At 56.2% G+C, this 13,997-nt stretch carries 12 protein-coding genes; 2 read left to right on the top strand and 10 right to left on the bottom strand.

What is annotated here, in order from left to right:
* Positions 1-17 precede the first annotated feature (17 nt).
* Complete coding sequence (gene pstA, locus Abin_RS09395; RefSeq protein ID WP_048846221.1) at positions 18-902, bottom strand: phosphate ABC transporter permease PstA; 885 nt, start codon at positions 900-902, stop codon at positions 18-20.
* Complete coding sequence (gene pstC / locus Abin_RS09390) at positions 899-1,888, bottom strand: phosphate ABC transporter permease subunit PstC (RefSeq protein ID WP_084593565.1); 990 nt, start codon at positions 1,886-1,888, stop codon at positions 899-901. The genes pstA and pstC overlap by 4 nt, the downstream gene beginning before the upstream one ends.
* A gap of 283 nt (positions 1,889-2,171) precedes the next feature.
* Between pstC and ilvD the strand changes: the two genes are divergently transcribed.
* Positions 2,172-4,040 (top strand): dihydroxy-acid dehydratase, encoded by a 1,869-nt coding sequence (gene ilvD, locus Abin_RS09385; RefSeq protein WP_048846219.1) that lies wholly within the window; start codon positions 2,172-2,174, stop codon positions 4,038-4,040.
* Positions 4,041-4,139: 99 nt separating this feature from the next.
* Here the strand turns inward: ilvD and Abin_RS09380 are convergent, their stop codons facing one another.
* The 7 genes from Abin_RS09380 to Abin_RS09350 all read right to left on the bottom strand — a co-directional run bounded on the left by Abin_RS09380 (position 4,140) and on the right by Abin_RS09350 (position 12,032).
* A complete protein-coding gene (locus Abin_RS09380) occupies positions 4,140-4,385 on the bottom strand; it encodes a hypothetical protein (RefSeq protein ID WP_084593564.1) in 246 nt (81 codons plus the stop codon).
* A 79-nt stretch (positions 4,386-4,464) separates the two neighbouring features.
* A complete protein-coding gene (locus Abin_RS09375; protein WP_048846216.1) occupies positions 4,465-5,160 on the bottom strand; it encodes a hypothetical protein in 696 nt (231 codons plus the stop codon).
* 202 nt (positions 5,161-5,362) lie between these two features.
* Positions 5,363-6,655, bottom strand: coding sequence for an autotransporter strand-loop-strand O-heptosyltransferase (locus Abin_RS09370; protein ID WP_048846213.1), 1,293 nt, complete (start codon positions 6,653-6,655; stop codon positions 5,363-5,365).
* A 464-nt stretch (positions 6,656-7,119) separates the two neighbouring features.
* Complete coding sequence (locus Abin_RS09365; RefSeq protein WP_048846211.1) at positions 7,120-8,103, bottom strand: quinone oxidoreductase family protein; 984 nt, start codon at positions 8,101-8,103, stop codon at positions 7,120-7,122.
* Between the two features lie 123 nt (positions 8,104-8,226).
* Positions 8,227-9,252, bottom strand: a complete 1,026-nt coding sequence (locus Abin_RS09360; protein WP_048846209.1) for an FUSC family protein — start codon at positions 9,250-9,252, stop codon at positions 8,227-8,229.
* A gap of 26 nt (positions 9,253-9,278) precedes the next feature.
* Complete coding sequence (locus Abin_RS09355; protein ID WP_048846207.1) at positions 9,279-10,835, bottom strand: DegQ family serine endoprotease; 1,557 nt, start codon at positions 10,833-10,835, stop codon at positions 9,279-9,281.
* A gap of 120 nt (positions 10,836-10,955) precedes the next feature.
* Positions 10,956-12,032 (bottom strand): OpgC family protein, encoded by a 1,077-nt coding sequence (locus tag Abin_RS09350; RefSeq protein WP_237595693.1) that lies wholly within the window; start codon positions 12,030-12,032, stop codon positions 10,956-10,958.
* Between the two features lie 309 nt (positions 12,033-12,341).
* Here Abin_RS09350 and Abin_RS09345 point away from each other — a divergent pair, with 309 nt between their 5' ends.
* Positions 12,342-13,472, top strand: a complete 1,131-nt coding sequence (locus Abin_RS09345; RefSeq protein ID WP_048846203.1) for an Mrp/NBP35 family ATP-binding protein — start codon at positions 12,342-12,344, stop codon at positions 13,470-13,472.
* Between the two features lie 92 nt (positions 13,473-13,564).
* Here Abin_RS09345 and Abin_RS09340 read toward each other — a convergent pair whose 3' ends face one another.
* A complete protein-coding gene (locus Abin_RS09340) occupies positions 13,565-13,840 on the bottom strand; it encodes a hypothetical protein (protein WP_048846201.1) in 276 nt (91 codons plus the stop codon).
* Between the last annotated feature and the right edge of the window lie 157 nt (positions 13,841-13,997).

Genomic DNA, 13,997 nt, shown 5'->3' with positions numbered 1-13,997 from the left:
GCTCATGGTGTCTCCGTTCATGTCCGTCCTCCGTGGATACCCACCCGCACCACAATATTGATAATCAGCACGCCCAGCGTGACCAGAAGCGCGCCTGTCCAGGCCTGCTGCATCCAGTCCTGATAGGCAGAGCCTGCATATTGATAAATGGCGACCGGAAGGCTTGCCATGGGTCGCCCCATGTTCAGTGACCACTCCGAATTACCCAGCGAGGTAAACAGCAGTGGCGCTGTTTCACCCGCCACGCGCGCAATAGCCAGCAACACGCCGGTCATGATACCGCCGCGCGCAGCCCGCACGCAGATAAACAGAATAACGCGCCATTTCGGGGCACCCAGCGCAATACCGGCTTCACGCATGGAAAGAGGCACCAGACGCAGCATGTCTTCGGTTGTGCGCACCATGATCGGCATGGCCAGAATAGCCAGTGCAACTGACCCAGCATAACCGGAAAAGTGGCCCAAAGGTGCCACCAGAACCATATAGACAAACAGGCCGATCAGGATGGAAGGCGCTGACAGAAGCATGTCAGACACAAATCGCACGGCCCGCGCCAATGCGCTCTCGCTGCCATATTCAGCCAGATAAATCCCTGTCAGCAACCCGGCAGGGGCCCCCAGCAGAATGGCAAGCCCTGTCTGAAGGATGCTGCCCATAATGGCGTTAGCCAGGCCACCGTCCTGACCCGGAGCGCCCATGGATTTGGTAAACAGGCTGGCGGTCAGCCCCGGCAGACCGTTTTTCAGGAGCGTCCAGATAATCGAGCCTAGGACAAACACCACAATCAGCATTGCGGCCCAGCTCATGCCGGTAGCCAGTCTGTCCATGATCTTGCGCTGCACCGCGCGTGAAGCAGATTTCTTGGCGCGTCCCGGACGCGTGGATGTCTGGCTGGCGCTCATGACCGTTTTCCTGCCTGTGCTTCGCCCCGCGCAAGCAGAATGCGGGAGCACCACAATGTCACGAAAGAGATTGCCATCAGAATGGCCCCCAAAGCCATCAACGACGCCAGCTTCAGGCTACCTGCCGGGCTTTCGGGGAATTCAAGCGCAATAAGGGACGCAATGGTGTTGGCTGGCGCAAAAAGGGACCACCCAATGTGGTTGCTGTCACCAATCACGAAGGTTACGGCCATGGTTTCCCCCATGGCGCGGCCCATGCCCAGAACAATACCACCCACAACACCCTGACGCGACCACGGCAGCACAACCTGACGCATGACTTCCCACCGGGTCGCCCCCAGACCGTAAGCACTCTCGCGCAGAACGGTCGGCATGGACGTGAACACATCCCGCATGACCGCGGTGATGGAGGGCATGACCATAATGGCAAGGATCAACCCCGCCGTTAGCATGCCCGTACCAAACGGCGCGCCAGAGACCAGAGCCGAAAGACCGGGAATATGGCCGAACATATGCCGGGCGAAGGGCTGTACATAATGTGCCATAGGCGGCACCAGCACAAAGAAACCCCACATCCCGAAAATGATGGAAGGCACGGCCGCCAGAAGCTGCACCGCCATACCAATAATGGCCGCGGGCACAGGCGGGGCCAACGCTGTCAGCCAGAAAGCCGTGCCAAACGCCAGCGGCACGGCAATCAGCAGCCCCAGGGCACTACTGGCCAGCGTGCCGAAAACCGGGGCAGCGGCACCAAAATGCTGGGAAACAGGATTCCAGACCGCAGAGACAAGAAAGCCGGGACCAAATGCCTTGAAGGCCGGGAACCCGCCAATGCTCATGACAGCAATGATCGCGCCAAGCACCAGCAACACGCCTATGCCTGTTGCCATGACCAGCATTTTGAACAGTGGGTCCCCTGCGAACCCTCCGCTCCTGCGATGTTTTTGGCCATCCATCTGGGCGGGCGGCTTTGCGGATACGTCCATCTGCACTCCGTTTCCGATCTGCAATCGGGCGAAGCGAGGAATACTGAACCCCCTGCCCGCCTGCAACCGCATGATGGCGCAAACACTGCCAAAAATCCTAATTTGTCATGAAACTGTAGTAATTATGGGGCACATGCACCAGATAGTCAGATGCTACCTGACAGAGAGCGCTTTGTACCGTAAGGTGCCGCCCTTGTGTCGGCCCCCTGCCGCGCATTTTTCCTGATTTTGGTCTGCTTCTGTCAGGCCGCTGTGAACCATGACCCAACCAGAGAGACCCCCAATGGCCGGCTATCGTTCCCGCACCACCACCCATGGCCGCAACATGGCAGGCGCCCGCAGCCTGTGGCGTGCCACCGGCATGAAGGATTCCGATTTCGGCAAGCCCATTATTGCCGTCGCCAATTCCTTTACCCAGTTCGTACCCGGCCACGTTCACCTGAAAGACCTCGGTCAACTAGTGTGCGACTCCATTGCGGAAGCCGGTGGTATTGGTCGTGAATTCAACACCATTGCTGTTGATGACGGGATTGCCATGGGTCATGGGGGCATGCTGTACAGCCTGCCATCGCGTGAACTGATTGCTGACGCCGTTGAATATATGGTGAATGCCCACTGTGCGGACGCATTGGTGTGCATCAGCAACTGTGACAAGATTACCCCCGGCATGCTGATGGCCGCTATGCGGCTGAACATCCCCACCATTTTTGTCTCCGGTGGCCCGATGGAAGCCGGACGCGTAACCCTGAATGATATTGAGCAGCGCGCCGACCTTGTGACGTCCATGGTGGCCGCCGCCAACCCGGATGTTAGCGAAGCTGACTCCGAAGTGATCGAACGCTCCGCCTGCCCGACCTGTGGGTCATGTTCTGGCATGTTCACCGCCAATTCCATGAACTGCCTGACCGAAGCACTGGGTCTGTCGCTGCCCGGCAATGGCAGTCTGGTGGCAACCCATGCTGCACGGCGCGGCCTGTTTGTAGAAGCAGGCAAACGCATTGTGGACATGGCCCGCCGTTGTTACGAACAGGAAGACGAAAGCGTGCTGCCCCGCAACATTGCCTCCATGCAGGCGTTTGAAAACGCCATGTCGGTTGATATCGCCATGGGTGGCTCCACCAACACGGTGCTGCATCTTCTGGCCGCAGCGCATGAAGGTCAGGTGCCTTTCACCATGAAAGACATTGACCAGCTTTCCCGTCGTGTTCCCAATCTGTGCAAAGTGTCTCCCTCTCGCCCCGATGTGCATATGGAAGATGTTCACCGCGCCGGGGGCATTCCGGCCATTATGGGTGAACTGAACCGTATGGGCCTGCTGCATAACGATATCCCGATGGTTCACGCCCCATCACTGACCGATGCGCTGGCACAATGGGATATTCGCCCGGCCAGCGGCGAAAGCCGCCCTGAAGCCGAGGCCTTCTTCCGCGCTGCCCCCGGTGGCGTTCGCACCACACAGGCTTTTTCCCAGTCAAGCACCTACAAGGAACTGGATAAAAACCAGAGCACCGGCGCCATTCGTGACGCCGCCCATGCCTATAGCAAGGATGGTGGTCTGGCCGTGCTGTACGGCAACATTGCCGAAGACGGCGCGATTGTGAAAACGGCTGGTGTTGCAGCCGGGCTTGAAACCTTCTCTGGTCCTGCCCGCATTTTTGAAAGTCAGGATGACGCGGTTTCCGCTATTCTCACCAACAAGATCAACCCGGGCGATGTTGTTCTGATCCGGTATGAAGGGCCAAAAGGTGGCCCCGGCATGCAGGAAATGCTGTACCCGACCAGCTATCTGAAATCAAAAGGGCTGGCTGAAAAATGCGCCCTGATTACAGATGGCCGTTTTTCTGGCGGTAGCTCTGGGCTGTCGATTGGCCATATTTCACCAGAAGCAGGTGAAGGCGGCACAATCGGTCTGGTTGAAGAAGGAGATATTATTGAAATTGATATCCCCAACCGCCGCCTGTCTGTTGCCGTGGCGGATAGCGAGCTTTCTGCCCGTCGTGAACGCATGGATGACAAGGGCGATCAGGCGTGGCAGCCCAACCGTGACCGCGTTGTGTCTAACGCACTGAAAGCCTATGCCGCCCTGACAACCAGCGCCGCACGCGGTGCCGTGCGTGACGTAAGCCAGCTAACGCGCCGCACGCCACGCTGATTACAGACACATAAGGCCAATAAAAAACCGGACGAATTGTCCGGTTTTTTTGTCTTTGCTCTCTGGCGCAGAAGGTCTTGGTGCTGCTTGAAAAGCGCCTTAACGCCCCCGCCACAACCAGAGAATAAACAGGGGCAGGAAAAAATAGGCGGCTACCCCTGCAATCAGGATACGCAGCACATAAGACAGATCTATGTGCAGCCCATACTGGCAGATCAGATTAGCCGCACCCAGCATAGCCAGAACGCAGACAAACGCCCCCAGATTGGCCAGCCATGACCGACCGCCATTCACCTGCTCCAGTGTTTCCAGAAAGGCTGGGCCTGTGCTGTTCTGACGGTTCACGACTTCTCTCCTGTCACATAACAATACAGGCCGTTAGCAGAGCGCAGATGTCGCCCTGTTAACGGCCTGTCATTTTACCTTACTGCGCCTGCGGAGCCGGTGTTGGTGCAGTCGGTGCAGTCGGTGCAGTTTGATCTGCCGCGGCAGCAGGGGCAACAGGAGCGTCTGGCGTGGCCGGTGCAACCGTATCATTCAGGATGATGTAGGAAATGGATTCCATACGCGTGATATCAATCACGTCACCCACTTTCAGGGTTTTCAGGAAATCCTGCATCGCCTTCGTACGCAGCACAGCAACGTGAGACGTATCATCATCCGTGGTGAAGGAGATGGTATGGGTCGGCACGTCGATGCTGTTGATCTTGGCGCGTTCACGACGGAAAGACGCAATAACGCCGCGTGGGTGGCCATGCACATAACCACGAGCCGTGGTCAGAGTTGATTCCGGCAGTGGGCTGCCCGGCTGGGCCAGGTCTGCACCCAGCGTTTCCACAAAGCTGATGCTCAGCTTGTCACCTGCGTTGACATGCGGAAGATCGCGCACGGAAGACCCGTATTCAATGGTAATCAGATGGCCATTGGCTTCGCGCAGCAGCAGTTCGCGGGCGTCATGGTCAACGGTTTCAACCACGGCCTTGGCAGATTGATGCTTAAGCAGCACGGAAGCCTGTGCATGCGCCTGTGCCGACAGGCCAGCCACACCACCCAAAGTGAGGGCGCAGACCGCAGCGGTACCAGCAGCCAAAGACGCAAGACGGGAGACGATAGGATGCAACGCCCTTATCCTTTCTGAAATCAGTCTGACAACACGGGGTCCAGACAAGCAGTTATGGAGTAGTCTGATACAACGCCAGCACCATAACACAACCCGTGCGCAACGCATTGCGTTGCCTCAACGCGCCTGATCGCAGATTTCAGGGGAGCAAAAACCACGGTTCTGCTTTTGCTCGCCCCGGCGGCTAGAGCGTAAGCCGCCCTTATTCGCCCACTATTTTCTTAAGCTGACCAATGACCTGCTGCCCGGTAATCAGTCGCGAACATTCAAACTGCCGGGGGGTATTTTCATGCCGGGGGCACCATAAAAAATTATGGTGATCAAAGCGTACACGCGGGTCATTCCAGCAGGAATTGCAGGTGTGCCAGTTGATAACACGGTATGGCGTATCAAATTCATTGGTAGGATGTGTAAAGCCAGAGACCATAACAACTCTGGCCCCTGCCCCCCACGCCAACCATGCCAGACCGGAACTGACACCAATAAAGGCTTCGGAATGCTTCAGCCAACGCGCACGTTCGGCCAAGGGACGATTGCCGGTCTGGTCTTCCACTCCATGCGGAATATGGTTCCAGACAATGCCTGTTCCATGAACGGGTTTCTGGTCAATACAGATAACCCGATAGCCCTTCTGCTTCAGAAAGGTAATGACTTCCTGCCAGCCTGTCGGGTTGTTCCAATATTTGCACTGGGTACTGGCCTGCACGGCAATACACACATAGGGTTCGGGGATAGGCCGGGTATCATCAGGCAGAACCATTCTGGGCGCTTCTTCCTGCGGGGAGACACCTAAAATATAACCTGCCGTACGATGCAGCCCGACAAACCGAAAATCGGTTGGCTGCTGGGCATTGGCTTCATCATCAAAAAACAGCCCAATGCAGTATGTGGCATAGGATTGGGCACAGATCCCTTCCTTCGCAGCGTCATCAGACGTCATGAGCCGCAAATTAGGGTAGGCATCTTTTAACAATGGCAGAATGAGACCCGACAGCAAACAGGTTACGCGTGCCCCATAGGTCTCGGCAAAGCGGGCCACATATGGGAACCATGCCAGCGTATCGCCCAGCGTTCCAACCGGAAGCTGGATGATAACGTCTTTTCCCTTTGCGTCATATTCATGCTCAAGCACGACGGTTTCAACACCTGTCGCGCTAATATCCACAACCTCGATGCCAAAACGGACATAATAGCGTTTGGCGGACGAGACAAAGGCCCCGGTATTTTCGTTCTGGAACAGGATGTTGCCTGTATCCAGATCACGCAGGGTGATGCGCCATTTCCCTTCCGTCCGTTGCGGCAAAAGAACACGCGCACCCAGATTGAAATCAAAGAAAACGCCGTTTCCACCATCCAGAACGGGTTTTTCTGCCGGCGATAAATAAGCGGGAGACCCATTTGAGGGTGCTGGCGGAGCAGGTGGAGCTGAAGAGACAGTGCTTTCTACTGGAGCTGCGGAAACCACGGGGTCTTTAATCTCAGTATCAGTCGTCAACTGCCTCTCCTGAATATAATCAGACTGTTTATAAGTTTTGCTGAACTGTTTTGAAAGAATTAATATTTAATAAACATGATTAGCTATTTTTGAAAAAGAAACGTCAGAAAAACTGCTTATCATAACTGTTTCACCCAATAAAAAACCCCCGCTCTGTTCCCAGAGCGAGGGTTGGAACCTTGGGGCATTATGCCTTCAGGTTAGCCGCAGCACTTTTTCTTACGGAAAAAATATACGACAGAGGCAATCAGCCCAACAATCAGCAGACCGCGTACACACGGAGATTTCGGGCATTTTGACAGACATTTTGCCATATCAGACTATCCTTGCATTCTTTCTGCCTTCCAGTGTTCTGGAACGCTGAAACCAAGACTACCCCATATGCTGCACGCCGTCATGCCATATGGGGCATATTCCTGCATTGTTACATGCCTGCCGCGCAAAAACCGGTGCGCAGCCGTGCGTCAGACAACCAGAATGGTGCTACCGGTTGTCTGGCGTGATTCAAGCGCCTCATGCGCTTTGGCGGCCTCTTTCAGGTTGAAACGCTGCCCGATACTGGGCTTGAGCACCCCTTGCTCCAGCAGCGCAAAAAGAGCCTTGGCCGATGTCTGTAATTCAGCCGGATTGGCAATATAGGTCATCAAAGAGGGACGTGTGAGGTACAGGCTGCCATGCGCACCCAGTGTCCCGACATCTAGCCCGGTAACAGGGCCGGAGGCATTGCCGTAACTCACCATCAACCCGCGCGGAGCCAGACAGTTCAGGCTGGCTTCAAACGTATCCCGACCAATGCTGTCATAGACAACTGGAACCATAGACCCACCAGTCAAATCCCGCACCCGGTTCGCGAGGTTGTCAGTGCCAATCAAAACATCTGATGCCCCGCAGAATTTCGCCAGTTCTGCCTTTTCTGGGGTAGAGGTCACGCCAATAACGCGAGCCCCCAGATGGCGGCCCCATTGGCACATCAACTGGCCCACACCCCCAGCAGCAGCATAGACCAGAATGGGGTCACCCCTTTTCACGTCATAAACCTGACGCAACAGCATATGAACAGATAGCCCACGCAGCATGACACCCGCTGCCGTTTCAAAGCTGATTCCCTCTGGTAAAACAACCAGTCGGTCAGCCGCAATGGTGCGATAGTGCGCATAGCCCCCCAGAACACCCGCATAGGCTACCCGCATCCCCGGCGAGAGAGAGGTCACGCCTTCCCCCACAGCTTCAACAACACCCGCCCCTTCCATACCCAGCGTGGCAGGAAACGCAGGCAATTTATAAAGTCCGGAACGAAAATAGGTATCAATGAAATTGACCCCCATGGCCTCCTGCCGCAGCAGGACTTCACCCTTGGCTGGCGTGGGTATGGGAAGTCTCTCCGGTTGCAGCACGTCGGGGCCGCCGGTTGTCTGGATTTGAATGGCGATGTTGGGTTCAGAAGCCATGATACCACTCCTTTTTCTGGCTCGGGCTTGGACACAGGAGGAGGCCAGATCCAAACTCCGATATTTCCCCCTTAACGTGGCGCAACCAGAAAAGACTGTCACCTGCCGTCTTTGTCTTACGCTCTAGGCTCTATCTGCGTCATCTTCACCCAGCAGACGAATGAGTGACGTCAGGTCTGTTTTCAGAATATGCAGGGCAAAGCTGATAATCTCATCATCAATGCCATTCTCGCTCGGCAGGCCGCTGATCACACCGGCCGCCACGCGATATTCCTCGCCCGATCGGGATACGGCCTCTGCCTCACACCGGGTGATAATCCAGTCGAAGCCGCGCATCACTCCGGCACTCAAGGCTTCAGCCTTGTCCCGCGTCAAAGTTGAACGCGTTTTAGGCGACCTGAGGATGGCCCGTGCGACCACCAAAGAATCCATCTGCAACTGGCGTAGGGCTTTGGGCAGCGCGGCCAGCATGGGGTCCCGTTGCTCCAGCGGCCGCCAGCGCTCGCGACGGGCTTCTTCCACAGCCGCCTGCACCTTGCGGAGCGAAGCCGCACATTCGTCATTCAGATCCTGAATACCCAGCCAGTCGATATCCCGATCACGCGCATGGGCCAGAATATCGACAATTTTGCGTACTGTAGTGGCAGCATTCCGAAACGCATCCCTCCGCGCCTGTTCATGCAGCACGACGTAAGACACCACCATGGATACGCTGACACCAATCAGAATCGACAACACACGTTCCACCGGCCGCAGGTACGGATCATCCTGCGTGGGGAACAGCGTCGCAATCATCAGTGTGACAACGGCCATGCGGGTATTGGGCCGCCATGATGCCAGAACCGCCAACGGCACAAAGGCAACAGTAAACGCCTGCCACAAAGGCCAGTGAAAAATCAGAAGCGTGATGGGCAGAATACTGACTGCTGCACCAATAAAGGTGCCCACCAATTGATACCGCCCGCTGGACAGGGTTTCGGTAATGCTGCTCTGGGTCACAATGACTGAAGTAATCAGAGCCCAGCCCGGTTCCTGCAGGCGGGTAATCAGCGCTACCAGCCCCGACAGCCCGACAGACACCAGTAGCCGGATAGTCTGCCTGACTGTCGCATTATTCAGCCAGCGGGCGGAGAAGGAAAAAGACGCCATAAATGAATTGGGATTATGGCGTAAAATCAGGGAGCATCATCACCCGTCAGCGGAAAGGGCACCCACCGCAGACCATCGGCGTCATGCACCAGAAGCAGAATGGATTTCTTCTTGGCTTTTTGGGCTGCTTCAATCCGCTTCTTCAAATCTGCAGGGCTGTTGACTTCTGCCTGCTGCACTTCCGTCACAACATCGCCTTCCTTCAGACCACGGTCAGAGGCAAGACCACCATCTTTGACCGCTGTAACCACAACGCCTTTCTGACTGGCTGGAAGGTTATATTTCTGACGCGCGGCGGCATCCAGCGGCCCCACAGACAACCCGAACGTGGACAGACTGATCTCTCCACCGCCCTTGGGGGCTGGGGCGGCCTTTTTTTCGGGCTCGGCAGCGGGTTCCGGCAATGCACCAATGGTAACAGGCACATCAATGGTTTTGCCATGACGCCACACGCCCAGATGGGCAACAGTTCCAACCGGCAACTGTGCCGAAAGACGGGGCAGCGCCTTCCCTTCTATGACATGCCCATCAAGCGACTGGATGACATCCCCTGTCTGAAGCTTGGCTTTGGCACCCGGCCCGTCTTTTTCCACACCGGCCACCAGCGCGCCACGCGCCGGGCTGAGGCCCAGACCATCCGCAATATCCTGCGTCACGTTCTGAATGCGCACCCCAAGCCAGCCGCGTGAGACCTTACCTGTCTTACGCAACTGTTCGATAATGCCTTGGGCTTCATTGGCCGGAATGGAAAACCCAATCCCCACTGACCCGCCGGAGGGTGAGTAGATAGCGGTATTCACGCCAATAACATTGCCATCCATATCAAACAGCGGACCGCCGGAGTTCCCTTTGTTGATGGGCGCATCCGTCTGGATGAAGTCATCATACGGGCCCTGATCAATATTACGCCCGCGTGAGGAAATAATCCCTGCTGTCACGGTGCCGGAAAGGCCGAAGGGATTACCAATCGCCAGCACCCAGTCACCCACTCGACGTTTGTCGCTATCGCCAAAATGTACGGCGGGCAGAGGCTTTTTACTTTCGACCTTCAGCAGCGCCAGATCGGTCCGGTCATCATGACCGACAGCTTTTGCCGTCAGAACCGTGTTGTCCTGCAACGTGACCGTGATTTTATCGGCATGGCGGATAACATGGTTATTGGTCACAATGTAACCTGCGGGGTCGATAATAAAGCCTGACCCCAGCGCCTGCATCCGGCGCGGTGGTGCGTCCGGGCTGTTCTGGCGGTTCATGAAATCATGGAAGAATTTTTCGAAGGGTGACCCCTGCGGGAAATTCGGCATCTGCGGAAGCTGATCTTCCCCATCGCCGTCTTCTTCGTCTTCATCATCGCCGTTTTTCACGGTCTGGGTTGTCGAAACATTGACCACAGCCGGTAGCAGGCGGTCTGCCAGATCAGCAAAGCTGTTGGGTACCCCCCGCGCCATACCACCTGCAACCACAGGTTGTGCGGCTGGGGCCGCATTTGTATCCGCAGCCCATGCCGCAACAGGTCCTGCTACCCCCGCCAGCAATACACATGAGAGAGAACCGGCACGAAGGAGACGAACGGGCAGACGCATGGGCTGAAATCACTCTCAACAGTCAGAAAACAAGGTCGTTTTTACTCTATCGCACGATCGAGCCAGAACGTCAGCCTGTTTCAGAAATACGACCACAGCAAGGCAGAACGAGTGCGATCATTACGCTTTTGCCTGTTTATCAAGGGCTGCCAGTTTCTGACGCGAACGGTATTTGTCCAGCCATGCTGCCAGCCCGAACAGGATGCTCAGCCCCGTAACATTCACAACAACCTGCAAGACCCAGCCATCCCCAAACGTGTTGAAAATCAGCCGCGCATAAAGGTCTAGCAGCGTGCCGACCACAAAAATTTCAAGCGAATGGCGGCCAACCCGCGCCAGAAGTTGCCCTGTGGGCGATTCTGCGGCCCAGCGCCGTGCGCGGGCGGAAGACTGCACCAGATAGAAAATGGCCATGACATCCAGCAAACGAAGCGGAGAAAGCCAGCTTTTTTCCGGCATGATCATACTGCCAAAAGGCCGAAGGTCAGGCAGCCCCCATTGCCCCCAAGGAAACGCCTGTAGGGCTGAAAACAGCAGATAGAGCATGCAGCAGCCCGCAAGCAGATCAAGCCGGGGAAAATCTGCGCCACGACGCTCTGTCTCGGCTGAAGCAGAAACACCCAGCGCAAACAGAAACTGCCATGCGAACGGGTTAAAATACCAGCCGTCCGGGTCAAGCCAGTTGGGAAAATTCAGGCCGGGGTCCAGATTAACCAGCATCCACAATGCCCCCGCCAACAACAGTGCCAGCGAACGATGGATGCGCATCAAAAGATAGAAAATGGGAAAACCGGCCAGCAGCACGATGTAAAGCGGCAGAATATTCAGATTGCTGGGCAGCGCGTCAAACATCATGACACGCCAGACCCAGCTCATGCCGTGCGCCAGTTCTGGTTCCAGAAAATCAACGGGCACCGGCGTATAATGCCGCCATAGACGGATGCTGAGCACGGACACCATGACCATAATGGTCTGGCCAATATAAAGCTGCACACACCGGCGGAAGATGCGTTTCAGGCACCCAAGCGTGCCGTATTTACGAAAGCCACGCCCATAGGCCAGCCAGGATGCATAGCCCGCCAGAAGCACAAAGACCTCCGCCGCATCCGCAAAACCAATATTGCGCATGGTAAAGCGGTTCAGCAGGCTTTGTGGAATATGGTCCACAAACATCATCAACAGCGCAACGCCCCGCATGGCATCAATCCGATGATCCCGGCCCGGACTGATGGCGGAACGCGGTTTTGCGGGCTGGGGTGTCTGCGCCTGTCGGGTCTGCGCTGTTGCCTGAAGGTCGGGCTGTGCAGTCATGGAACGAAATTGGCCCTTTTAACGCGTATCATGATAAAGCCATGTCAGTCCGGTGGCCTTATATCCTGCTTTCTTTACGCGCTCTGCCTTGCAGAACAAAGCACCAAAGCCACCTTTATCCCTTGACGGCCTACCCGCATTGCTGTTGCCAACACACGCGGACGCCGCATTTCGTTGCAGATCAGGACAAAACCATTGGCACAGACTTCCTCCCCCCTTCACCATGATGACATTGCGCTGGTTCTGGATTCGGTAACGGATGCCCGGACAGGCCATTCCTTGCTGGCCCTTGGCAAGCTGGAAGGGTTCCGGCTGGAAGAAGGGAAGCTGTCTGTCGCTCTGGCCGTGCCGAAAGAAAAAGCCGCGCTGCTTTCCCCATTGTGCGATGAAGCCGCCATGCGCCTGAAAGCGTTGCCGGATGTGCAGGATGCCACAATTATTCTGACCGCCCACCGGCCCGCAGCCCCGGCCCAACCCGGCGCGGCACGTCCACCCGCAGGGGGAGCTGGCCATCGGCCCTTCGGTGGCCCGCCAGCGGACCCCAACGCGCCCGTCCTGCCGGGGGTAAAAGCCGTTATTGCCGTAGCGTCTGGTAAAGGTGGCGTAGGCAAATCAACCACGGCCACCAATCTGGCCATCGGGCTTGCACAGGAAGGCCTGAAGGTGGGCCTGATGGATGCCGATATTCACGGCCCATCGCTGCACCGCATGCTTGGCACCGCAGGCAAGCCGGAAGTTCACAATGGTCGTCTTCAGCCCATTCCTGTGTGGGGTCTGCACGCTGTTTCCATCGGGATGCTGGTTGAAGAAAAACAGGCCATGATCTGGCGCGGGCCAATGGTCATGGGGGCTATTACCCAGTTTCTGACAGATGTGGACTGGGGAGAACTGGATGTTCTGGTTGTGGATATGCCCCCCGGCACCGGCGACGCCCAGCTTTCCCTGATGCAGAAAGTGCCGCTGGCAGGGGCTATCATCGTCTCAACCCCGCAGGATATTGCGCTGATTGATGCCCGGCGTGGCGTCAGCATGTTTGAGAAAATGAAAGTCCCTGTTCTGGGGCTGGTCGAAAATATGTCCTATTTCTGCTGCCCCAACTGCGGCCACAACACCGAACTGTTCGGCCATGGTGGTGCCCGCAAGGAAGCCGATGCCATGGGTGTTCCGTTTCTGGGTGAAGTGCCCCTGCTGGCCACTATCCGTGCCAGCAGCGATGAAGGTAACCCCATTGTGGCAAGCGACCCGGACAGCGAAGCGGCGCAGGCTTTCCGCCGTATTGCCCGCACCACGGCAGACGCTCTGCGCCGTCAGACGACAGCCCAGTAAAGGCTACCCGGCAAGGCAAACTGGCTAAGGCCTACAGTGTATTTGCATCTCGGCTATCGGCTCCAATAAAGCTGATAACCGGGAACGACTGGTCAGTTTTTGGAAGGTGTCTTTTTCTGCTTGCTGCCTTTGTCAAAAAAGGCGCGGCATTTGGGGCTTAGCTTCTCTTTTTTCTTTTCCATACAGGCGGTGATTTTCGCTTCGTTAGGAATATACAGGGCACAAAGCTTTACAGCGTCGCCTTTGCAGGCAGCAGTCTGTTTTTCACGCTCGGTTTCGGCATGAGCTGCAACACTTACACCCAGTAACGTTGCCACCGACAGCGCCAGACAGACCTGATGCAGTTTCTGTTTCTTTAAAATGATCATCCGCTTTAATTCCTGTTCACTATAATTGGGGTCTGAAGGGTGCTTCACATGCTGTCAGCCTGATTTGGCGGTCTGTTTCTCCGCCTGCCTGCTGCCTCACTTTGGCATTGCCTCTTAACCGTTCTGCCTTATCAGCTTTTGAAACTGATAAGATATA

It is taken from the genome of Acetobacter indonesiensis, assembly GCF_000963945.1.
Lineage (GTDB): Bacteria > Pseudomonadota > Alphaproteobacteria > Acetobacterales > Acetobacteraceae > Acetobacter > Acetobacter indonesiensis.
This window is presented reverse-complemented; position numbering and strand designations above follow the sequence as displayed.